This is a genomic window from Microbacterium alkaliflavum, assembly GCF_044325405.1.
GTDB classification, from domain to species: domain Bacteria; phylum Actinomycetota; class Actinomycetes; order Actinomycetales; family Microbacteriaceae; genus Microbacterium; species Microbacterium alkaliflavum.
On the sequence record NZ_JBIQWL010000012.1, the window covers coordinates 49,153 to 70,942 of the forward strand.

Here is a 21,790-nt window from a genome sequence, read left to right on the forward strand (position 1 = left end):
GGCGCGATCGGCGGTGCCGGAGCGACTTCGGTGCGATGCCGGCGCAACCGGCGGTGGCGAAGCGTCGTCAGCGCTCAGGGATTGGCGTCGATCTGCGGGGTCGCCCTGCCGCTGTCGCGGGCGACGGTGTCGCGTGCGGGTGCCGCCGCATCGTCGGTCCTGATCTCTCCGCGCAGGATCCGCGCGGACTGCCCCACGCTCTTGGCGAGGCTGGGAAGCCTGGCGGCTCCGAAGAGCAGGAGGATGACCGCCAAGAGGATCAGCAGATGCCAGCCGTTGAGGTTTGCGAACATCTGCGTCTCCTCCGATCGGCGGGACGCACTCTCGGCCGGCGCGCCATGGGCCAAGCGCCAGTATGTCGCGCTCGCCCATCGGTCGTCAATCCCCGCAAAGGTTTTCAGTCATTTGCTTGTTAGCGCTCACTGAACCCGGTAGCGTGTGCCGTGTTCCGCCTGTGATCAGAGACGAGCAGCCGCGGCACAAGGAGGTCCAGGGAACATCCTGCTGCTCATCACGCCCCGCATTGTCGGGCGATGACGCCTGTCCGGACGGTCGCAACACATCATCGGACACTCGCGGTGGATGGTGGGGTCCGAGCTCGGGCTTGCGCGCGGAGCGTATCGAAAAGAGTATCGAAAACGCGAGATCCACACCTCGTGGATCAGCTGGAGAAGGGAATCGGTGCAATGCTCGGAGAGAGTCGTTCGGGCCTCAGTCGACGCAGTCTGCTCGGCGGCGGACTCGCCCTGGCGGGGATGATGGCAGCCGTCGGGGCACTTGACGCGCGCGGCCCCGGCGCCGTCGCGGCGACGCGCGACCTGAGCGCGTTCCGCGCCGCCGGAGCGGTCCGCCCCGCGGCACTGGTGCGTGCCGGTCAGAAGTTCGTCTACCCCGAGTCGTGGAGCGTCCGGCCGTTCTCCCTGTCGTCCGTGAAGCTCGGCCAGAGCGTCTTCACGCGCGCGCTCAACCAGCACCTCGTGCTCTACCGGGCCTACAACGTGGACAAGATCCTCGCGGTGTACCGCCGCAACGCGGGGCTCGACACGAAGGGCGCGACGCCTCCCGGGGGCTGGGAGGAGTACGGCCCCAACCCCGACGCGCAGCGCTGGGGGCCGGCCGAATACACCCGCGGGCAGAACGCGGCGGGCGCCGGCGGCTGCCTGCGCGGGCACTACGGCGGTCACTTCCTCAGCGGCATCTCGATGGCGTACGCCTCGACGGGTGAGCAGGCGCTGCTCGACAAGGTGAACGCCATCGTCGACGGCTTCGAGGAGTGCCGAGCAGCCCTGGCGGCCCAGACGTACAACGGGGCGCCGCGCTACTCGCATCCCGGCTTCTTCTCGGCCTACGGCGAATGGCAGTTCTCGGCACTCGAGGCGTTCGCGCCCTACGGCGAGATCTGGGCCCCGTACTACACGCTGCACAAGATCATCGCGGGCCTCCTGGACGCCCACTCGCTCGCGGGCAACACCAAGGCGCTCGCCCTCGCGGAGGGCATCGGGCACTGGGTGTTCAGCCGGCTCTCGAAGTGCACGCAGGCGCAGCTGGATCGCATGTGGGGCTCGTATATCGCGGGCGAGTACGGCGGCATGAACGAGGTGCTCGTCGAGCTCTACTGGCGCTCCTCCGACCCGGCCAAGAGCGAGTTCCTCGAGGCGTCGAAGCTCTTCACGCTGCGAACGCTCGTGGATGCCTGCGCCGCCGGCACCGACACCCTCAACGGAAAGCACGCCAACCAGCACATCCCGCAGTTCCCGGGATACCTCAAGCTGGCCGCCGAGCTGCACGACGACCACTACCTGCAGGCCACGAAGGGATTCTTCGACATGGTCGTGCCGGGCCGGTCGTACGCGCACGGCGGGACGGGCGAAGGCGAGCTGTGGGGTCCGGCGGGTGCCGTCGCGGGCGACATCGGTCCCCGCAACGCCGAGTCGTGCGCGGCCTACAACATGCTGAAGGTCGCGAGCCAGCTGTTCTTCAACGACCAGAACCCGAAATACATGGACTACTACGAGCGGACCGTGCTCAACCACATCCTGGGCGGTCGCCGAAACAACGAGTCCACCTCGGGGCCCGAGAACCTGTACATGTACCCGGTCAACCCGGGCACCCGCAAGGAGTACGGGAACGGCAACATCGGGACCTGCTGCGGCGGCACCGGGCTCGAGAGTCACGTCAAGTACCAGGAGGGCATCTACTTCCGGTCCGCCGACCAGAAGGAGCTCTACGTCAACCTGTACCTCGCCTCGACGCTCACGTGGGACGAGACCGGGCTCGTCCTCGAGCAGGTGTCGTCGTACCCCGAAGGCGAGACCTCGACTCTGACGGTGAAGACTGCGCCGTCCGGCCCGCTCACGGTGAACCTGCGGGTGCCGGGCTGGTCGCGCGGCGTCCGCATCGAGGTGAACGGGCAGGCCATCCCGGACGACGTCACACCGGGCACCTACGCGAAGGTCTCGCGCACGTGGGCCGCGGGCGACACGATCACCGTGCGCATCCCGCTGGCGCTGCGCGCCGAGGCCTCCTACGACCGCCCCGACATCCAGGCGCTCCTGTATGGGCCCGTCGTGCTGCTCGCCTCCAGCTCGTCGACGAGCTACCTCAAGGTGTCGCTCGCGGACCGGCTGGGGCTCGACGGGACGATCCGCCGCGGAATCTCGAAGTCCGCCTCGAACGTCTTCACTGTCGGCACCCTCACGTACGAGCCCGCCTACAATGGGAAGGACGTCGCGTACCACATGTACTTCCAGCGCAACGAGCCGAGCGTGAGCTTCGCGGGTCAGGACTCGGGGGTGGCGAATCCGAAGCGCGCCGGGTCGACGCTGCTCGACGACGTGTGGGCGAGAGCACCGTTCGCCGGCCGGTCCGCCTTCCTCGACGCCGTCGGCGAGGTGACGGCGACGTATCTGGCGGACGGAGTGCTCACTTCTCGCAACCGGCAGAAGATCCTGCTCGCGGCCGGCCGCGCGCCGATCGACTCGATCAACTGACCCGCCGATGACGACCGGAAGGAAATCCATGTCTGACCTTCGATCCGGCAGAGCCGGAGTGAAGAGGATCGCGGCGGCCGTCGCGATGATGCTCGTGCTCGCGGGCGCGGGGGCGGCGGCGGTCGCTCCCGCCACGGCGGCGGACGAGCCGATCAACGTCGCGCTGGCATCCGGCGACAACGCCCCCACCGTCGAGGTGAACTACGTCCCCAGCTGGAACTCGGCCGCGGCGCTCAACAACGGCGTCGTGGGCCCGACCAACACGCTCTCCGCGATGTGGGGGACGTGGGGCGCGCCCAACAACCCCACGCAGGACACCGCCACCTATACGTGGGAGCGGCCCGTCACCGTGAGCTCATCGAAGCTCTACCTGTGGCAGAACCACCTCACCCCGGGCGGCGACTCGGGCGTCATGATCCCGTCGGCGTGGAAGGTCGAGTACCGCAACGCCGCCGGCGACTGGACCCCGGTGACGGGTGCGGGCCTCACCTACCCGGTGCCGGTGCTCGACACCGCCGCGCCGATCGCGTCGCTGCCGGCCGTCGAGGCCAAGTTCGACGCCGTCACGACGACGGCCGTGCGCCTCACCCTCGACCGCCAGGTCTTCAGCAACCAGCGCAAGGCCACGAGCGTCATCGAGTGGCAGGTCTGGGGCGTCAACGCGCCGGTCGTCGACCCCGAGCCGGAGGATCCGGACGCGTTCATCGATTCCGAGCATGTCGCCGTGCGCACCAAGACGGGCACGGCGCCGGTGCTGCCGAAGAAGGTGTGGGTGGTCGGCGAGAACGGTCCCCTGCGCTACGTCGACGTGCAGTGGGCCGGAGTCGCGGCATCCTCCTATGCGACCAAGGGCACTTTCCAGGTGCTCGGCGCTCCCGCAGGCTACGACGGGCAGTCGGTGACTGCGAACGTGTTCGTCTCCGACGCCCTGTCCGACACGATCGCGAGCGTGGACTACTCGGCGACGATCACGACCCCGGGTGTGAAGCCCGTGCTTCCCGACACCGTTCGCGCGAATTACGACGACGGCACGTCGAGCAGCGCCGTGCCGGTGCAGTGGGACGCGATCGAGCCGTCGTCGTACGCACAGGCCGACGCGATCTTCGACGTCGAGGGGTCCGTGAGCGGATACGCTCCGGGTGCTCTCGCCACCGTGTTCGTCGTCCAGCCGACCGACCAGGCCGAGCCGATCGTGTCGATCGAGTTCGACTCCGCCCCGCTCGGGTCTGGCTGGTACACCACCGCGCCCACTGCCACGATCACGGCGGAGGGGACGGCAAGCCCCGTCGCATCGATCGAGTACAGCTTCGACGGCCAGACCTGGGAGCCGTACACCGCGCCGTTCACGGTGTCGAAGCAGGGCGAGGTCACGCTGAAGGCACGTGCGACGAGCCAGGATCAAGCCGTCGGCGAGAGCTCGGAGACGATCAAGGTCGACACGCTCGTGCCGATCACCGTCATCGACTACGTCGTGGTGGACGGCTCGTCCGCGACCGTCACCCTGACTCCGAGCGACCCGGAGCCCGGCTCCGGCGTCACCCGCACCGTCTGGTCCGACGGGCCCGACCCATCACCCACGGGCGAGACCAACAACATGTTCGCGACGTACGAGGAGCCCCTCTCGGTCCAGCTCACGAAGGAGCCCCGATACGTGCACGTGCAGACCCAGGATGCCGCGGGCAACGTGGAGAAGTACGTCACTGTCCAACTGCCCGCCGCCGCTCCGAAGGAGCTCGACCTCGCGTCGTCCGCGGCGACGCGCTGCGTGGCCGGCAAGGTGGCGCTGGTGGTGAAGGTGGAGAACAAGGAGGCGATCCCCGTGGATGCCGTCATCAAGACGCCGTACGGCGAGAAGTCGGTGACCATCAAGAGTGGCGCGGCCGTGTCGAGCACGTTCACCACGCGCGTCGTCACCACGCCCGCCGGCTCCGCGCAGGTGACCGCCTCCGAGGACAGACGCACTCATTCAGGGAGCGCGTCGTTCGCGGCCGCCTCCTGCGGATAGCCGATCCGTCGGGGCCCCTCCCCGGTGAAGCGCGACGCGCCCGCGGTCCACACGACTGCGGGCGCGTCGTCGTTCTCAGCCGATCGGCTCGGCGGCTTCCCGCGCCGCACGCTGCGACGAGCGCACCGCGCCGATGCTCGCGACGATCACGAGGCCGATGCCGAGGATCTCCAGCCACGCCAGCGTCTGGCCGAGGAGGAGCCATCCGGCGAGCGCCGCGGTCGCGGGGGCGAGGCTCATGAGGATCGCGAAGGCGGATGCCGCGAGCCGGCGCAGCGCGATGAGCTCGAACGCGTACGGGATCGTCGAGGAGAGCACCGCGACCGCGGCACCGAGCGCGAGGATCTCGGGGCGCAGCAGCGCGGACCCCGCCGACGCGATGCCGAACGGCAGCGACACGAGCGCGCCCACCGTCATGGCGAGCGCGAGCCCGTCCAGCCTCGGGAACTCGCGGCCCACGCGCGCGGATGCGAGGATGTAGAACGCCCAGCTCGCGGCGGCGCCGAGCGCGAACAGCACGCCGAGCGGATCGAGGCGGTCCCAGCCTCCCCCGCCGAGCGCGAGCACGCCCGCGAAGGCGACGGCCGCCCACACCCAGGCCGACGCGCGACGCGCCGCGACGATCGACAGGACGAGTGGGCCGAGCACCTCGATCGTCACCGTGACGCCGAGCGGGAGGCGCTGCAGCGCGAGATAGAACAGCCCGTTCATGACCGCGAGCACCAGGCCGAACGCGACGACCGCCGTCCACCCGGCGCGCGAATGTCCGCGCACCGACGGCCGCGCGATGAGCAGCAGCACGATCGCCGAGAATGCCAGGCGCAGCATGACCATGCCGAGCGGTCCCACCTGCGGGAACAGCAGCACGGCGAGCGACGCGCCCACCTCCTGGCAGGCGAGCCCCGTGACGACGAGCGCGATCGCCGACGTCTGCCCGCGGCGCGGCGTCACGAGCGGCTCGGTGACGGATCGGGAGCCGACGCGGTCACGGGAGGGGGCAGATCGCGGCGGCCGTGATCGCGTCGTGGTACTGCTGGGCCGTCCACGGCAGGCCCGCTTCGGGCATCGTCTCGCCCGAGGCCGCGGCGGCCTTCGACGCGAGTGCCGCGAGCTCCCACGCGAGATAGACCGCGAGGCCCGCGCCGGCACCGGAGTTGTTCAGCACGACGGCGACGGTCAGGCCCGTCGTCGGGTCTGCGAATGCCGCCGTCGCGTACCCGGGCACGCCACCGCTCTGACCGATGAGCGAACCGGCCTGGATGGCTCCGCCGGCCGTGGTGTACCACGACGGCGCACCGGCGTAGACAGGGAGCGGGGCCGAGAACCGGTCGGTCTGGCCGGGCAGCGCGCCCGTCGCGAGCGCCTGCGCGTAGCGGCCGAGGTCGCCGATGTCGGACACCACTCCGGAGTCGGTGTATCCCGTCGTAGTCGACACCGCCGTCACGTCGAGCGGCGTGGCGCAGTTCATCGTGCCCGCAGCGTCGCGCTGCGACAGGTACCCCTGGAGCATCTCGGATTTGGACGGCTCCGACCCGGGTGACGGAAGCTGCGTCGCCCTGAGCCCGAGCGGCTGGTCGATGTACTGGTCGAGCAGCTGCGAGGCCGTCTTGCCGCTGGCGCGCTCGAGTGCGAGGCCGAGCAGGAGGTATCCGGCGTCCGAGTCGACGTACGAGGTTCCCGGCTCGATCGTGCGCGCCTCGCCGAGCCCGAAGCTCGCGAGCTCGCGCGGGTTCCAGGTGCGCATCGGGTTCGAGAGCCACGACGAGAGCAGCTGGCCGGAGTACGAGCCGATGCCGGACGTGCTGGCGCACAGCTCGCCGAGCGTGATGCTGGTGAGGTCGGCGACGCCCGAGACGTAGTCGGTGATCGGGTCGTCGAGCGAGACCGTGCCCTTGTCGGCGAGCGCGTAGAGCACGTCGCACGTCATGGCGCGCGTGATCTGACCGACCTTGAACCGCAGGTCGGCCGAGACGGAGTCCTTGCCCCCGGGCGTCTCGGTGCCGAGGCCCGTCACCCAGGAGCCGCTCCACGGCGCCCAGACGCCGACCACCGCACCGGAGGCGCCGGCGGCCGCCATGGCGTGGGTCGCGGCATCCTGAAGCTGCTTGACCGTGTCGTCGGGAAGATCGCCCTGCGTCTGAGCAGGCAGGTCGATCGGCGCGGGCGCCGGCACGGTGCAGGCGGCGAGGGCGACGGCGAGCGCGACGGCACCCGCCAGGGCGCCGGCGGTGCGGCGGGTATGGCGTGGGTGCCTCAAACTCTCACCCCCCGATGATCGTCATCCGATTCAAACACACGCGGACGGGTTTCCCGGTCTTGCGTCCCTACCCTTGACATCATGACTTTCCGATTCGACGATGACGCCCTGGCCGGAGTGCTCCGCCACATGAACGGCGACCACACCGGCGACAATCTGCTGATCGCGCGCGCGTTCGCTCCCGAAGCCGACCTCGTGGCGGCGACGATGACGGGCTTCGACGGCGACGGCGGCGATTGGGCGGCCGAGACCGCCGACGGCGGGACCATCGTCGTGCGCGTGCCGTGGCCCGGCGGCCCGATCGACGAGCGGCCGCAGGTGCGACGCGAAGTCGTCGCCGTGTACGACGAGGCCTGCCGGCGATTGGGCGTCGAACCTCGGCCGCACGCATAGCCAACTGCAAGTTAGGACGTCCTTACCTTGAGCTAGTATGAAGGTATGGCCGAGCCGATCACGTTCTCCACCGCACTGCGCGAGCGCTCCAGCTCCGCCCATTCGACGAGCGAGCACGCCGGCTTCATGGCCGACCTCATCAAGGGCGAGGGAACCCGCGACGACTACGTCGCACTCGTCGCGCAGCACTGGTTCATCTACGACGCCCTCGAGTCGGCGACCGAGCGCATGCGCCACGATCCCGTCGCGGCCGTCTTCATCAGCGACAAGCTGACGCGCCTGCCCGCGCTCGAGGCCGACCTGGAGTTCCTGATCGGGCCCGACTGGCGCGAGCGCGTCGCTCCCCTGCCCACGACGCGTCGCTACGTCGACCGCATCAACCGCGTCGCGGCGACGTGGCCCGGCGGCTTCGTCGCGCACCACTACACGCGCTATCTCGGCGACCTGTCCGGCGGCCAGTTCATCGGGCGCCTCATGGCCCGCCGGTTCGGGTTCGAGACCAACGGCATCGGCTTCTACCTCTTCGACGAGATCGCCGATCCGAAGGCCTTCAAGGACGTCTACCGCGACCAGCTCGACGCCGCCCCGTGGGATGCCGACGAGCAGGCCCGCGTCATCGACGAGGTGCTGCTCGCCTACCGCTTCAACACCGAGCTCTTCGAAGACCTCGCCGCCGCGAAGTCCGCGCAGGTCGCCTGAGCGCCCCCGCGCTGACGAGGGGTCAGGATGCCGCGGGCCCGCGCACGGCGCCTGCCATGAACCTCCGCACATCCGGGTCGACCTGGATGTCGCGGGGGCGCAGCGGCCGGGACAGATAGAGGCCGTCGAGCGACGTGAGGCGCGAAAGCGCGACGTAGGTCTGGCCCGGCGCGAACGCCCCCGACCCGAGATCGATGATCGCCCGGTCGTAGGTCTTGCCCTGCGACTTGTGGATCGTGACAGCCCAGGCCAGGCGCAGCGGGAACTGCGTGAACTCGGCGACGACGTCGCGTGACAGCGACTTCGACGCGGGGTCGTAGGAGTACCGGAACCTCTCCCACACCGCCGGCTCGACGTCGAACTCCTCCCCCTCGACCTCGACCCGCACCGTCTCGCCGGCGATCCGCACGACGGTGCCGATCGTGCCGTTGACCCAGCGTGGCGCATCGCCGTAGGACGCGACGTCGTTGCGCAGGAACATCACCTGTGCGCCCACCTTCAGCTGCAGCTCGACGTCGGCCGGGTACGCGGCATCCCCTCGTCCGAAGTCGCCGTTGATCTCGGCGTTGGCCGTCTGCTGGCGGCCGGGGAGCGCCTCGAGGTGGCGACGGTTGATGTTGTTGACGATGTCGTTGCGCGTCGCGAGCGTGATGATGGGCGTCTCGCCCTCGGCCGGTGCGGGCGGCCTTCGCGCACCGGTGTCGTTGAGCACCTGCGCGATGTCGGCGGTCACGACGCCGTGGCGCACGGCGTTGAGCATGGCTTTGAACCCGGGATCGGTCTGGCGGTGGATGTCGACGAGCTCACGGATGTTGAGCTCGGCGCCGAAGGGCCCGAGCTCCGCGAAGCCGTCCAGCGACGGCCCGTCGGGCAGAGCTTTCCCGGTTGCCGAGCCTGTCGAGGCACCCGTCCACACGTGCGCGTCGAAGAACCAGAACGACCGGTAATGGTCCCGCACGTACCGCAGCTCGTCTCCGCGCGGCGGTACGGGGGCGAGCTGGTACGGGTCGCCGAACATGACGATCTGCACGCCGCCGAACGGGTCGCCTCGACGCCCGCGGGCCTTGCGCAGCGCCCGGTCCATCGCGTCCATCAGGTCGGCGTTGACCATCGAGATCTCGTCGATGACGAGCGTGTCGATCGCGTTGAGGAGCTTGCGGGTCGCGTCGGACTGATCCTCGTCGTGGGCGCCCAGGATGCCGAGCGGCAGCTTGAACAGCGAGTGGATCGTCTGCCCCTCGACGTTGAGCGCCGCCACTCCCGTCGGAGCGCACACGGCGATCTGCTTCGACGTGTTCCACGCGAGGTGCTGCAGGAGGGTCGACTTCCCGGTGCCCGCGCGACCGGTCACGAAGACGTGCTCCCGCGTGTCCTCGATGAGCCGGAACAGCGCCTCCTGCTCGCGGGACAGAGGCGGGGCGATCACCGATTCATGGTAACGAGCACACCGTCGCTTGCGGCGCTGTGCGCACCGGCGAGCGCGATCGGACGCCGACACGAACCGCCGCGCCCAGGTATCAGCCAGGCGCTGCTTCCTAGAATTGTCGCGTGGACCGGGAGGTCATCGGCACGAGCCCCGAGGATGCGACTGCGCCCTCGGACGACTCGGCGACCCCGCCGCCGTCTCCTCCCCAGGACCATGGGACAGGGGCGGAGGCCCCGCCGAAGAAGTCCGCCCCGCGCCGGCGCGCGCGTCTCGGCGTCGACCTCGCGCTCCTCGGCGTCGTGGGCGTCGTGCTCGTCGCAGCGGTCGCCGCCGGCGCCGCCAGCCTCTATCGCGAGTTCTACAGTCCGAGCGCCTTCGTCGAGCGCTACCTCGACCTGCTCGCCGAGGGGCATGCGGCCGACGCGCTCGGCGTCGCCGGCGTCTCCGTCGATTCCGCCGAGCTCGAAGCCGCCGGTCTGCCGGCGACGGCATCCGATGCCCTCCTGCGCAGCGCGGCCCTCGCTACGCTCGCCGACGTGCACATCGTCTCGGAGACGCCCCACGGCACCCACACCGACGTCGTGGTCGAATATCGGGCCGGAAGGTATCCCGGCCAGACGACGTTCGAGGTCGAGCGCGACGGGACGATCGGCGTGGCGCCGACCTGGCGGTTCGCGAAGAGCCCGCTCGCCGTCGTCGACCTCACGGTGCGGGGATCGATGGAGTTCGAGGTCAACGGCTTCTCGATCGACAAGCGGCAGGTCTCGGTCGACGGCGTGGACGCCGATCCCGGCGCCTCCGTCCCCCTCCTCGTCTTCTCCCCCGGGGTCTACTCCGTCTCGGTGGACACGGCCCTGTCCTCCACGCCAGGGATCGCGGTGCTCTCCGACAGTCCGCTGCACTCCACGAAGGTCGACGTGCAGGCCGAGCCGACCGCGCAGTTCAAGGCGGTCGTCCAGGAGAAGGTCGAAGCCTTCCTCTCGGCGTGCGCGACGCAGGACGTGCTCCTCCCGACCGCATGCCCCTTCGGGTATACGGTCGAGGACCGCATCGTCTCGGCGCCCAAGTGGTCGATCGTGCAGCAGCCGGCCGTCTCGGTCGCCCCCGACGGCGCGAACTGGGCGATCCCGCAGGCTGAGGCCACGGCGCACATCGAGGTCGACATCCGCTCGCTGTTCGACGGCACGGTGCGCCACGTCAGCGAAGACGTCCCCTTCCTCCTCACCGGCAAGATCACCGTCCAGCCCGACGGCTCCGCCTCCATCGTGGTCGTGGGCACCGACACCCTCTGACCCTGCCCCGGCGCCAGTGGGCGCGAATCGCCGCTTGGCAGCCGCGAAGCGACGCGATTCGCCCAGTGAAGCGCCCACCGGCTCGCACCCGCCGCTCGGTGGGCGCGAATCGCCGCGTGCCGGCGACGAAGCGACGCTATGCGCCCACCGACACGCCGGATCGGGGGCCATCCGAGGCGGGTGAGCCGCAGGCCGCACGTGCGGCGCGGCGAGGATGATCGATCCATGGCGACGAGGCGATCGACCCGATGGATTCCGGGACTCGCGGTCGCGCGCGAGTACAAGGCGTCCTGGCTCTGGCCCGACGTGCGTGCCGGCATCGTCGTGACGGCCCTCCTCATCCCGGCCGGCATGGGCTACGCCGAGGTCGCCGGCCTCCCGCCCGAGACGGGCCTCTACGCGACGATCGTCCCGCTCGTCGCGTACGCGATCTTCGGGCCCTCGCGCATCCTCGTCCTCGGCCCCGACTCGTCGCTGGCGCCGATCATCGCCGCCGCGATCCTTCCCCTCGCCCTCGGCGACGGGCAGCGCGCCGTCGCCCTCGCGGGACTCCTCGCGATCATGGTCGGCGGATTGCTGCTCCTGGGCGGCATCCTCCGGCTCGGCTTCGTGACCGACCTGCTCTCCAAGCCGATCCGCGTCGGCTATCTCAACGCGATCGCGCTGCTGGTGATCGTCTCGCAGATCCCGAAGCTGCTCGGCTTCTCGACCGACGCCTCGGGCATATGGCCCGAAGTCGTCGCGATCGTCCAGGCGATCGGGGCGGGCGAGGTGCTCCCGCTCGCGGCGGCGTTCGGCATCCTGTCGCTCGTCATCATCTTCGTGCTGAAGTGGATCAAGTCGCCCGTCCCCGGTGTGCTCGTCGTCGTCGTGCTGTCGATGATCGTGACGGCGGCCTTCGGTCTCGCCGACCAGCTGCCCGTCGTCGGCGCACTGCCGCAGGGTCTTCCCGCCCCCGCGCTGGAGGGACTGCAGTGGAGCGATGTGGGCGCTCTCGCGGGCCCGGCGGCCGGCATCGCGCTCGTCGCGTTCACCGACAGCGCCGTGCTGTCGCGCACCTTCGCGGCGCGCCGCGGCGAGTCGGTGAGCGGCAGCCAGGAGATGGCGGGAATCGGACTCGCCAACATCGCCGGCGGCGTGCTCGGCGGGTTCCCGGTCTCGGCCTCCTCGTCGCGGACGCCCGTGGCCGAGCAGGCGGGCGCGCGGTCCCAGCTCACCGGCGTCGTCGGCGCCGCGCTCATCATCGCGTTCATCCTGCTCGTGCCGGGGCTGACCGAATTCCTGCCGTCCGCGACGCTCGCCGCCGTCGTGATGGGCGCCGCGACGAGCCTCATCGATGTGCGCGGGTTCCGGGCGCTCTGGCGCATGGACAAGGTCGACGCTTCCTTGTCGCTCGCGGCCTTCCTCGGGGTGCTCGTCTTCGGCGTGCTCGAAGGCATCGTCGTGACGATCATCCTGTCGCTCCTCGCCTTCGTGAACCGGTCATGGCGCCCCTACAAGGCGGAGCTCGGGCGGGTCAAGGGCCTCCGCGGCTACCACGACCTGTCCCGCTACCCCGCCGAGGGCGAGCGGATCCCCGGTCTCGTCATCGTGCGCTGGGACGCGCCGCTCTTCTTCGCGAACGGTGCCGTGTTCGACGACTGGGTGCGCGCGCAGGTGCGGGATGCCGGGCCCGGCGTGCAAACCGTCATCCTCGCGGCCGAGCCGATCACCGACATCGACACGACAGCGATCGACGAGCTCGTCGAGCTCGACGAGTACCTCACGGCGCACGGCATCCGGCTCGTCATCGCCGAGATGAAGGACCCGGTGAGGGACACGTTGCGGGAGTACGGGATGTCGAGCCGCTTCACCCCCGACCGCTTCGCGCCGACGGTCGGCGCTGCCGTCGACGAGCTCACGGGCGAGCTGCGCGGCGACCTCGACGGCACGAAGTGGGACGACGACGGCGACGCGAAGCCGGACGTGCCCGACCGGCCCGCCTGACGCACCCGCACCTCAGCCCCGGTCGGAGGATTCGCCCGACGTCGGAGGAATCCGCCGCATTGATCCGACTTCGGCGCGATCCTCCGACGCGGGACGAGCGGATGGGATGTCGCGGGTCAGCCGCCGTCAGCGGCCGGCACGGGCGTCGCGCTCGGCGAGCTCCGCGAGGTGGGCGTTGTACGCCTCGAGCTCGGCGTCACCCGAGCGGTCGGCGGCCCGGTCGCGCCGACGCTGCTGCCGGTCGTCGGACCGGCTCCACTGGATCGCGACCGTGATCGCGAGGATGAGCGTCGGGATCTCCCCGATCGACCAGGCGACGCCGCCGCCGACGTACTGATCCTGCAGGGGTGTCGCACCCCACGTGCGGCCCATCGCGCCGAACCACTCCGAGACCATGAGGCCCGTCTGCATCATGAGGACGATGCCGAAGAAGGCATGCATCGCCATGATGCCGATGAGCAGCACGAGCCGGCCCGGGTACGGCAGGCGGTAGGGCACGGGGTCGACGCCGATGAGCGACAGGGCGAACAGGTAGCCCGTGATGAGGAAGTGGGCGACCATCCACTCGTGGCCGAGGTGGTCGTAGAGCGACCAGCGGAACAGATCGGTGAAGTAGAAGAGCCACAGCGACCCGATGAACAGGCCCGCCGCGACGAACGGGTGCGTAACGACGCGGGCGACGGGCGAATGCACGGCCCACAGGATCCACTCGCGTCCGCCGCGCGTGCCGTCCTCGCGCTTGCGGATCGCGCGAGCCGCGAGTGTGACGGGCGCTCCCGCGACGAGCAGCAGCGGAATCGCCATCGACAGCAGCATGTGCCCGACCATGTGCACGCTGAACAGGTAATCCTGGTAGGCGTTGACGGGTCCGCACGTCACCCAGAAGAGCAGTGCGAGACCGGCCACCCACAGGATCGTGCGGTGGATGGGCCACCGGTCGCCGCGACGCGTCAGGCGCCACACGCCGGCGAGGTAGAAGAACACACCGAAGCCCGCCGCGAACGCCCAAAGCAGATCGATGTCCCACGACGTGAACCAGCGTTCGATCGTGAGCTCAGGCGGCAGCGGCGCGCCGGTGAGGATCTCGGAAGGCGTGCGCACCTCGGGAAGGCCCGAGTTGGTGGGCGGAGGCGTGCGCGCGAGTGCCGCCGCCGCGCCGCTCGCGACCCCCATGAAGGCCAGCTCGAGGGCGATGAGCGACCAGAACCGCTTCGACACTTCGACTCGGCGCTGGGGCGCCTCGCTCAGTGCAGGCCCCGCTTCAACCTCTCCCATGCGGACGATGGCGCGGCGGCGATACCACGCGCCCAGCAGCCCGATCGCGATGAGGGCTGCGACCTTGACGAGCAGGATGACGCCGTACGGGCTCGCGAGGTTCGACCACGTGCCGACGCCGATGGCCGCCCGCGCCGTTCCCGACACGGCGACGACCACGAAGGCCGCGAGCGCGATGCTCGAGTAGCGCGACATCGCCGTCGCGATGCCCGCACTTCCGACCAGGGGCCGGATCACGACGAGCAGCACGAGACCGCCGAGCCACGCCGCGGCCGCGATGATGTGCAGCACGAGCGCCATGACGGCGGCGTTGTGATTGGCCTCCTCGCCGGAGTGACCCTGCGTCGCCATCGGCACGACGGCCGCGACCGCGAGGAGGGCCACGAAGAAGGTCGCCGTCCACCCGCGCACGGCGAAGGCGAGCACCGTGAGCGCGGCGCCGGCGATCGTCGTGATGAGCCACGTGCGCCCCGACTCGGTGTCGACGAGGAAGCGGCCGAGCTGCGCTCCGAACTCCGGTGCGGCGCTGACCTCGGGGTTGAACGCGTCGAGGAACGTGAGGAAACCGGTCACGCCGGCGGCCATCGTGAAGATCGCGGCGGAGATGGATGCCACATCCAGCGCCGTGTCGAATTCGCGCTCCCCCGCCTTGAGCGCGAACAGCGCCGTGACGAGCGCTCCGACCATGCCGGCCGCCGACAGGTTCACGAAGAGGGTCGCGGCAGGCAGACCCCAGCGCACGAAAGGCCCGGGATCGCCGAGCACGAGCGGCGCGGCGCCCCCGCCGAACGCGAGTCCCCAGACGAGCGCGACGAGCGCGGCCGCGACGAGGATCACGGGCCCAGCGGCCCGCAGAGCGCGGGAGTTCACTCCCCAAGCCTACGTTGGGCAGGCTGAGCGGCTGCCCGGACAGCAAGAAGAGGAGGGATGCCGCAACCTGCGGCATCCCTCCTCCTGTGAAGTCCTGATTACTTGACGGCGGCCTTCAGCTTCGAGCCCGCCGTGACCTTGACGCGCTTGCCGGCAGGGATCTGGATCTCCTCGCCCGTCTGCGGGTTGCGGCCCGTGCGCGCCGACGTCTCGACCTGCTCGAACGAGATCCAGCCCGGGATCGAGACCTTGCTGCCCTTGGCGACCGCCTCCGAGACGGTGGAGAAGAGGGAGTCGAGCACGCCCGACACGGCGGACTGGCTCTGGCCCGTCGCGCTCGCGATGCTCGCAACGAGTTCGGTCTTGGTGATGGACTTGTCGGCCATGTGGTTGTCCTCCAAGACGGCGGAACTGCCGTCTTACATTGCTCGGACCAGGAGGCTTCCGCCGCCCGGCTGGTCGGATCGACCGCCTCGAACCTAGCCGAGAACACCCGTCTTCCGCGGATTTCCGCGGATTTTCGGAGTTCTGACCGGCGTGTCGAGGGGCTGGTGTGACGGATGTGACAGATGTGACACTCAGATCGGTGCGTATGACGCCGTGAGTCAGGCGCGGGGCGCGGCGATCACGCCGCGCGCCGTGCGCGCGAAGGCCGGTGCCACGCGGTCCTGACCGTCGAGATACCCGCCCACGAGCGCGGCATCGCGCAGCAGCACGAGGGATGCCGCGACCTCGGCCGGCTCGGTCAGCCCGGCGCCTTCGGCGAGGTGCTCGAGCGTCGCGCGGAACCACTCGCGGTGATCGGCGATGAGCTCGCGGACGGGCCCCTCGTCGGGATACTCGGCGGCGGCGTTGATGAAGGGGCACCCGCGCGTGTGCCGATCGCGGATGTCGACGGCGATGCCATCGATCACGAGGTCGAGCAGCACCGCGGGATCGTCGGAGGCGGTCGACGCCTGCGCGAACAGGCCGCGCAGCTGACCGTCCTCACCGCGCAGGTACTCCAGGACGAGCCCTTCCTTGCCCGCGAACTGCTTGTACATCGTCGCGCGTGTGACGCCGGCGGCTTCGATGATGCGATCGACCCCGACGGAGTGGATGCCCTCCCCGTAGAAGAGATCGGTCGCGGCGTCGAGCAGGCGCTGCCGCGCACTCGCGGGCCGGGAGGTCGAGGCATCCGTCGTGGTGGTCATGGGGTCCCCCTCGGCATCCATCGTGCCATTTCGGAAATGATGGGAATAGTCTTGCGTAGATAGAACGTTCGGTCTACTATCAGGATACATGAGCCGGACGACGAAGGATCCGGACCCCGAAGCAACACCCGCCGCAACCACCGCAACACCACTTCAAGGAGATTGAGATGAACACCACCAAGACCCCGATCGTCCTCATCCACGGCCTCTGGATGACCCCCAAGAGCTGGGACACGTGGGCGGAGCGCTTCCGCGCCCAGGGCCACGAGGTGATCGTCCCGGGCTGGCCCGGCATCGACGACCGCACGGTCGAGGACATCCGGAACAACCCCGAGGCGCTGAAGGGGATCGGCCTGAAGCAGATCGCCGACAATTACGAGCGCATCATCCGGGCGCTGCCCGAGAAGCCGATCATCATCGGCCACTCGTTCGGCGGCGTCCTCACGCAGATGCTCGCCGACCGCGGCCTCGGCGTCGCCTACGTCGGCGTCGCCCCGGGACAGACGGCAGGCGTCACGGCACTTCCGCTGTCGACGCTGTGGACCGGCACGCCGATCCTCTCCAACCCGTTCGGACGTAACGGCGCCAAGCCGCTCTCGAAGCGCCACTTCCACTTCACCTTCGGCAACGACCTGCCCCGGAGCGAGTCCGACAAGCTGTGGGAGGAGTACGCCGTGAACAGCTACAACCGGGTCTTCTTCGAGGGCGTCACGTCGGTGCTCAACGAGAAGGGCGGCGTCACGCACGTCGACTACGGCCGCACCGACCGCGCCCCGCTCCTGGTCATCACCGGAGAGATCGACCACGTCGTGCCGCCGGCCATCGGCAAGGCCATCGTCAAGAAGTATCAGCAGACCGGCAGCCCTGCCGTCGTCGAGTACAAGGAGTACGCCGGACGCACGCACCGTCTGGTCAGCCAGGACGGCTGGGAGGAGATCGCGGACTACGCCCTCGAGTGGGCGACCTCGCACGCGGTCGCCGACGCCGCGAAGTAGCATCCACCCCGATCCGGACGCGGGATCCCGGACGAGAGGCGAGAGCGTCTCGTCCGGGATCCGGTGTCCGCGGCGGGATCGGCAGGAGTGCCCGGAACGTCCAGCTCCGGGCACTCCGACTGTCACGGCGCAGGGTCAGCCGTCACTCGTCAGCCGCGCCACCTCGCCGACGCCCGCCATGAATCCCACGAGATCGGGTTCACCCTCGGTCGGCTGCAGGATGACCGAGGTCGCGCCGGCCGCGAAGAACGGCTCGACGGCCGCGGCGACGGTCGCCGCATCGCCCGCGACCATGAGCGCGGGGTCGGGCTCCGGCGCCGAACGCGCCAGTTCGCCGGCGAGCCGCTTGCGCGCGGCCTCCCCGCCGAAGGCGGCGGCGACGAAGACGACGAGCTCATGCGCCTCGCCTCGCCCGGTGGCGACCCGCCCCTCGACTGCCATGCCGAGGGTGCGGGAGACGCGGTCGGGGTCGCTCCCCGCCGGGAGAACCGTGCCATCGCCGACCTCGCCGGTCAGCCGCACCGTCTTGGGACCCTCCCCGGCGACGATGATCGCGGGCGCCTGACGGGGCGGCCAGTCCAGCCGCACCTGGTCGAGCGAGACGTAGCGCCCCTGGGTGCTCACCTCGTCTCCGGCCAGGAGCGCGCGCAGCGCGGGCACGTACTCGCGCATGAGGGTGAGCGGGGAGGCGGCGCGAGCGCCGATCTGCTGCATCCAGGACTGCACCCCGTGCCCGAGTCCCGGGATGAGGCGACCCGGGAAGAGGCGCTCGAGGGTCGCGATCTCCATCGCCGTCGCCGCGACGTTGCGCAGCGGCATGGGCACCACCCCGATCCCCACGCGGAGGTGTGTCGTCCACGCGAGCACGGCGGACGCCGTCGCGAACGCGGACTCCCGGAAGCAGTCCTCCCAGAGCCACAGCTCGGGGACACCGGCCTCGTCGGCGGCCTGCGCGGCGCCGCGAAGGTCCTCGGGCGGGTAGGAGGGCGTGAAGATCGCACCGATGCGTCGCATGCGAACACCTTGGCACGCGCCGCGGACAGCGGCGAGGCATCCGGATGCTCCGAACGGGGGTGTGCCAGCCGGAGGGGCGATGCGGGGGCAGACCCCCTGTCCCGTCGGATGCGCGCTTCCTACGCTGGTGGTGGTCCACCTCACCGCAGAGAGGCCGTCATGCGCACCATTCACTCCCTCGCCGTGCTCGGCGCGGCGGCATCCGTCCTCGTGCTGTCCGGATGCGTCCCCTTCATCGCGAGCGGGCCGATGACTTCGCAGGATCGCGAGGTCGACGCCGTCACGACGGTCGTGCTCGATTCCTCCGGCGACCTGTCGATCTCGGAGGGCGAGCCGAAGCTCGTCGTGCACGCACCCGAGGACGCCCTCGAACATCTCACGTCCGACGTCGAGGGCGACACCCTCGTGCTGGGTGTGAAGCCGGGATTCGACCTCGGCCTCGGCAAAGTGCGCTACGAGCTGACACTGCCCGCCCTCCAGGCGGTCGAGCTGAACGGCTCCGGCGACGTCGAGAGCACCGTGTCGGCGTCGGGGACGGTGCGGCTCACGGTCGAGGGGTCGGGCGACGTCACCTGGACCGGTCTGGACGCGGAACGCGTCGAGGTGGGCCTCTCGGGCTCCGGCGACCTCGAGCTCCGAGGTTCCGCCACGGAGCTCGAGATCCAGCTCGACGGCAGCGGCAGCGTCGATGCCGAGCACCTCGACACTCAGAACGCCGTCGTCGCGATCGGCGGGTCGGGCGACGCCGACGTCACCGCGAGCGGGAGCCTCTCCGTGGACATCTCGGGCAGCGGACGAGTGACCTATTCGGGCGACCCCGAGCTCGACTCGAATGTGTCGGGGTCAGGAGAGGTCGTGCGCCGCTGACCGGCCCGAGCCCCGCGCGGCGCTCATAGACTGGCGCACGATGGATTCCGCGATCGCGAAGGCCCTGGCACTCGGGCCCGACTCCACGATGGCGGATCACACCGTCGACATCACCACGATCGGCGCCCGCTCCGGCGAACCTCGCCGCATCGAGATCTGGTTCCACAACGTCGACGGCGCCGTCTACCTGACGGGACTGCCTGGGCCGCGCAGCTGGTACGCGAACCTCATCGCGAACCCGCGCTTCACATTCCACCTGAAGCATGCAGTACATGCCGACCTCGCCGCGACAGCGGTGCCCATCACCGCTCCCGATGATCGCGCTCGCCTCTTCGGTGTGATCATCCGGGGGATCGACGACCTCTACGTCCGACGGGGCTCGCGCCGCCACGTGGCTCAGCCGGAGCGCTGGCTCGCCGAGAGCCCCCTCGTCCGCGTCGAGTTCGACTGACGTCAGTCGTGCAGTCGCCGCAGCGCCGTCACGACGTCGGCATGCCATCGACGCGCCGCCGGGAGCACTCCCGTGAAGATCGGGGTGTCGTGCGTGACCCCGAGGTACTGCACGGCGCTCGCCTCGACGCCGGCGGCCCGGAGCGCTGCCGCATAGGCGGCACCGTCGGCGCGGAGCGGGTCGTACTCGGCGGTCAGCACGACAGCGGGCGGGAGCCCGGCGTGCGACTCGGCGAGCAGGGGTGACGCATACGGCTCCTTCGCGTCGCCCCGACGGGGCAGATACGTGCGCACGACCGAGCGCAGCTCGCGCCTCGCGATGAAGCTCGGGATGCCGAGCGCCCGCGTCGCGGCGAGGTCGATGTGCTTGCCGGTGAGATCGGTGACAGGGACCTCGAGCACCTGCAGCCGCAGGGGGAGCTTCGCCCGGTCGCGGTTGAGGAGCGTGACGGCGGCCGCGAGGTTGCCTCCGGCCGAGGTCCCGAGGATGCCGATCCGATCACGGGCGATGCCGAGCTCTGCCGCGTGCCCGAAGAGCCACACGAGCACCGCGTAGGCCTGCTCGATCTGCGTCGGGAAGCGATGCTCGGGAGCGAGGGCGTAGTCGACCGCCACGATGGCGACGTCGGCGTCCGCGGCGCGACGGCGGCAGCCGGCATCCGTCGTCGGATAGTCGATGCCGCCGATCCGGAAGGCACCGCCGAACAGTGCGAGGCATGCCGGCACCACGTGGCCGTCGGGCTCGCGCGGATGGTAGATCCGCACTCGGACGGAGGGGAACCCGTCCACCTCGACGAGGTGCTCCGTGGTCGGGATGCCCGGTCCCCGCGTGCCGACCGTCTTGAGCTCGCGTCGATCCCACGCCAGCGCGGCGGCGCGGTGGCGCGCCCGCGCGCGGGCTCCCGCACTCTGCGGCTTGCCGGGGCTCGGCTTCGCCGCCTTGCCGGCGACGACCGATGGTGCGGCGGGCGACGCGGTCGCCGTCGCGGGCACGACGGGACGGCCGAAGGGGAGGAGCGCCGTCAAGCGCGTGCGCATCGTCCCGAGCGCCTGGTCGAACAGGTAGCGCCGATGCACCCGCAACCTGTCGGCGAAGAACGGATCCAGAGGCATCCCTCTCCCTCCCTCCGTGCGCGAGTGTACGGCGCCGGAAGATCGTCGACACGGGGGCTTGCACATCGGCCGCTCGCGTAGTCCGGATACGCGAAAGGGCGGGAGCTCCGAGGAACTCCCGCCCTTGCGGCGTCAGCGGTTGCCTACCAGGACGACTTGGTCACGCCGGGCAGCTCGCCACGGTGCGCCATGTCGCGGAAGCGGACACGCGAGATGCCGAACTTCGAGAGGTTGCCGCGGGGGCGACCGTCGATGACATCGCGGTTGCGCAGGCGCACGGGCGACGCGTTGCGGGGCAGCTTCTGCAGGCCCACGCGAGCGGCCTCGCGCTGCTCGTCGGTCGACTCCGGGGAGACGAGCGCCTTCTTCAGTTCGGCGCGCTTCGCGGCGTAGCGGTCGACGACCACCTTGCGCTGCTCGTTGCGCGCGATCTTGCTCTTCTTCGCCATATGATCAGCGCTCCTCTCGGAATTCGACGTGCTTGCGGATGACCGGGTCGTACTTCTTGAGCACGATGCGGTCGGGGTTGTTGCGGCGGTTCTTGCGCGTCACGTAGGTGTAACCCGTGCCGGCGGTCGAACGCAGCTTGATGATCGGACGGACGTCCTGTGCCTTCTTGGCCATCAGAGCTTCACACCCTTCGCGAGGAGGTCCTTGATGACCGACTCGATGCCGCGCGCGTCGATCACCTTGATGCCCTTGGCGGACACGTTGAGGGTGACCTTACGGCCGAGCGACGGCACGTAATAGGTCTTCTTCTGCACGTTCGGGTCGAAGCGGCGCTTCGTCCGGCGGTGCGAGTGCGAGATGTTGTGACCGAAGCCGGGAACCGCTCCAGTCACCTGGCACACTGCTGCCATAGTGATGTCTCCTTAATACCGTGAGGCCGGACGGCCCCACCCAAGATCCCTTGTCTGCACCCACGACTCAGCCGACCGTTTCAGGTCCAGTGAGGGAGTGGATGC

21 protein-coding genes are annotated in these 21,790 nt (G+C 70.0%); 9 read left to right on the forward strand and 12 right to left on the reverse strand.

What is annotated here, in order from left to right; all coding sequences use genetic code 11:
• Window positions 1-74: 74 nt before the first annotated feature.
• Complete coding sequence (locus ACH3VR_RS20555; protein ID WP_397558200.1) at window positions 75-293, reverse strand: twin-arginine translocase TatA/TatE family subunit; 219 nt, start codon at window positions 291-293, stop codon at window positions 75-77.
• A gap of 393 nt (window positions 294-686) precedes the next feature.
• On the opposite strand from ACH3VR_RS20555, the gene ACH3VR_RS20560 reads away from it, so the two are divergent.
• Together ACH3VR_RS20560 and ACH3VR_RS20565 are read left to right on the forward strand one after the other, a co-directional pair.
• Window positions 687-2,990 (forward strand): glycoside hydrolase family 127 protein, encoded by a 2,304-nt coding sequence (locus ACH3VR_RS20560; protein ID WP_397558201.1) that lies wholly within the window; start codon window positions 687-689, stop codon window positions 2,988-2,990.
• Between the two features lie 28 nt (window positions 2,991-3,018).
• Window positions 3,019-4,995, forward strand: coding sequence for an OmpL47-type beta-barrel domain-containing protein (locus ACH3VR_RS20565; RefSeq protein WP_397558202.1), 1,977 nt, complete (start codon window positions 3,019-3,021; stop codon window positions 4,993-4,995).
• A gap of 75 nt (window positions 4,996-5,070) precedes the next feature.
• On the opposite strand, the gene ACH3VR_RS20570 is transcribed toward ACH3VR_RS20565, so the two are convergent.
• On the reverse strand, window positions 5,071-5,946 hold the full coding sequence (locus ACH3VR_RS20570) for an EamA family transporter (protein WP_397558203.1): 876 nt from the start codon (window positions 5,944-5,946) through the stop codon (window positions 5,071-5,073).
• Window positions 5,947-5,980: 34 nt separating this feature from the next.
• Window positions 5,981-7,252: a serine hydrolase domain-containing protein gene (locus ACH3VR_RS20575; RefSeq protein ID WP_397558204.1), complete on the reverse strand. Its 1,272-nt coding sequence runs from the start codon at window positions 7,250-7,252 to the stop codon at window positions 5,981-5,983.
• Window positions 7,253-7,333: 81 nt separating this feature from the next.
• Here ACH3VR_RS20575 and ACH3VR_RS20580 point away from each other — a divergent pair, with 81 nt between their 5' ends.
• Window positions 7,334-7,645, forward strand: a complete 312-nt coding sequence (locus ACH3VR_RS20580) for a DUF2470 domain-containing protein (protein ID WP_397558205.1) — start codon at window positions 7,334-7,336, stop codon at window positions 7,643-7,645.
• Between the two features lie 45 nt (window positions 7,646-7,690).
• Window positions 7,691-8,344 (forward strand): biliverdin-producing heme oxygenase, encoded by a 654-nt coding sequence (locus ACH3VR_RS20585; RefSeq protein WP_397558206.1) that lies wholly within the window; start codon window positions 7,691-7,693, stop codon window positions 8,342-8,344.
• Window positions 8,345-8,366: 22 nt separating this feature from the next.
• Here ACH3VR_RS20585 and ACH3VR_RS20590 read toward each other — a convergent pair whose 3' ends face one another.
• On the reverse strand, window positions 8,367-9,770 hold the full coding sequence (locus ACH3VR_RS20590) for an ATP-dependent DNA helicase (RefSeq protein ID WP_397558207.1): 1,404 nt from the start codon (window positions 9,768-9,770) through the stop codon (window positions 8,367-8,369).
• 122 nt (window positions 9,771-9,892) lie between these two features.
• Between ACH3VR_RS20590 and ACH3VR_RS20595 the strand changes: the two genes are divergently transcribed.
• Both ACH3VR_RS20595 and ACH3VR_RS20600 read left to right on the forward strand, forming a co-directional pair.
• A complete protein-coding gene (locus tag ACH3VR_RS20595; RefSeq protein ID WP_397558208.1) occupies window positions 9,893-11,062 on the forward strand; it encodes a hypothetical protein in 1,170 nt (389 codons plus the stop codon).
• Between the two features lie 225 nt (window positions 11,063-11,287).
• A complete protein-coding gene (locus ACH3VR_RS20600; protein WP_397558209.1) occupies window positions 11,288-13,048 on the forward strand; it encodes a SulP family inorganic anion transporter in 1,761 nt (586 codons plus the stop codon).
• A gap of 126 nt (window positions 13,049-13,174) precedes the next feature.
• On the opposite strand, the gene ACH3VR_RS20605 is transcribed toward ACH3VR_RS20600, so the two are convergent.
• From ACH3VR_RS20605 to ACH3VR_RS20615, 3 genes are all read right to left on the reverse strand, one after another.
• Entirely contained in the window at window positions 13,175-15,193 is a 2,019-nt protein-coding gene (locus tag ACH3VR_RS20605; protein ID WP_397558210.1) for a cytochrome c oxidase assembly protein, read from the reverse strand.
• Window positions 15,194-15,291: 98 nt separating this feature from the next.
• On the reverse strand, window positions 15,292-15,579 hold the full coding sequence (locus ACH3VR_RS20610; RefSeq protein WP_397558211.1) for an HU family DNA-binding protein: 288 nt from the start codon (window positions 15,577-15,579) through the stop codon (window positions 15,292-15,294).
• A 219-nt stretch (window positions 15,580-15,798) separates the two neighbouring features.
• The gene (locus ACH3VR_RS20615) at window positions 15,799-16,386 is read right to left on the reverse strand and encodes a TetR/AcrR family transcriptional regulator (RefSeq protein WP_397558212.1); all 588 of its coding nucleotides are present in this window, start codon (window positions 16,384-16,386) and stop codon (window positions 15,799-15,801) included.
• Between the two features lie 167 nt (window positions 16,387-16,553).
• Between ACH3VR_RS20615 and ACH3VR_RS20620 the strand changes: the two genes are divergently transcribed.
• Entirely contained in the window at window positions 16,554-17,381 is an 828-nt protein-coding gene (locus tag ACH3VR_RS20620) for an alpha/beta hydrolase (protein WP_397558213.1), read from the forward strand.
• Window positions 17,382-17,516: 135 nt separating this feature from the next.
• Here ACH3VR_RS20620 and ACH3VR_RS20625 read toward each other — a convergent pair whose 3' ends face one another.
• Entirely contained in the window at window positions 17,517-18,395 is an 879-nt protein-coding gene (locus ACH3VR_RS20625; protein ID WP_397558214.1) for an LLM class flavin-dependent oxidoreductase, read from the reverse strand.
• A 159-nt stretch (window positions 18,396-18,554) separates the two neighbouring features.
• On the opposite strand from ACH3VR_RS20625, the gene ACH3VR_RS20630 reads away from it, so the two are divergent.
• Complete coding sequence (locus tag ACH3VR_RS20630; RefSeq protein ID WP_397558215.1) at window positions 18,555-19,262, forward strand: head GIN domain-containing protein; 708 nt, start codon at window positions 18,555-18,557, stop codon at window positions 19,260-19,262.
• A 40-nt stretch (window positions 19,263-19,302) separates the two neighbouring features.
• Complete coding sequence (locus ACH3VR_RS20635; protein ID WP_397558216.1) at window positions 19,303-19,713, forward strand: nitroreductase/quinone reductase family protein; 411 nt, start codon at window positions 19,303-19,305, stop codon at window positions 19,711-19,713.
• A gap of 2 nt (window positions 19,714-19,715) precedes the next feature.
• Here ACH3VR_RS20635 and ACH3VR_RS20640 read toward each other — a convergent pair whose 3' ends face one another.
• From ACH3VR_RS20640 to rpmB, 4 genes are all read right to left on the reverse strand, one after another.
• Window positions 19,716-20,825 (reverse strand): alpha/beta hydrolase fold domain-containing protein, encoded by a 1,110-nt coding sequence (locus tag ACH3VR_RS20640; protein ID WP_397558217.1) that lies wholly within the window; start codon window positions 20,823-20,825, stop codon window positions 19,716-19,718.
• A gap of 143 nt (window positions 20,826-20,968) precedes the next feature.
• Window positions 20,969-21,274 carry a 30S ribosomal protein S14 gene (rpsN, locus tag ACH3VR_RS20645; RefSeq protein ID WP_397558218.1) on the reverse strand — a complete coding sequence of 102 codons (306 nt, stop codon included), beginning with the start codon at window positions 21,272-21,274 and terminating at the stop codon, window positions 20,969-20,971.
• 4 nt (window positions 21,275-21,278) lie between these two features.
• The gene (gene rpmG, locus ACH3VR_RS20650) at window positions 21,279-21,449 is read right to left on the reverse strand and encodes a 50S ribosomal protein L33 (RefSeq protein WP_005051772.1); all 171 of its coding nucleotides are present in this window, start codon (window positions 21,447-21,449) and stop codon (window positions 21,279-21,281) included.
• Window positions 21,449-21,685, reverse strand: coding sequence for a 50S ribosomal protein L28 (gene rpmB, locus ACH3VR_RS20655; protein ID WP_397558219.1), 237 nt, complete (start codon window positions 21,683-21,685; stop codon window positions 21,449-21,451). Before rpmB ends, rpmG begins: the two co-directional genes overlap by 1 nt.
• Between the last annotated feature and the right edge of the window lie 105 nt (window positions 21,686-21,790).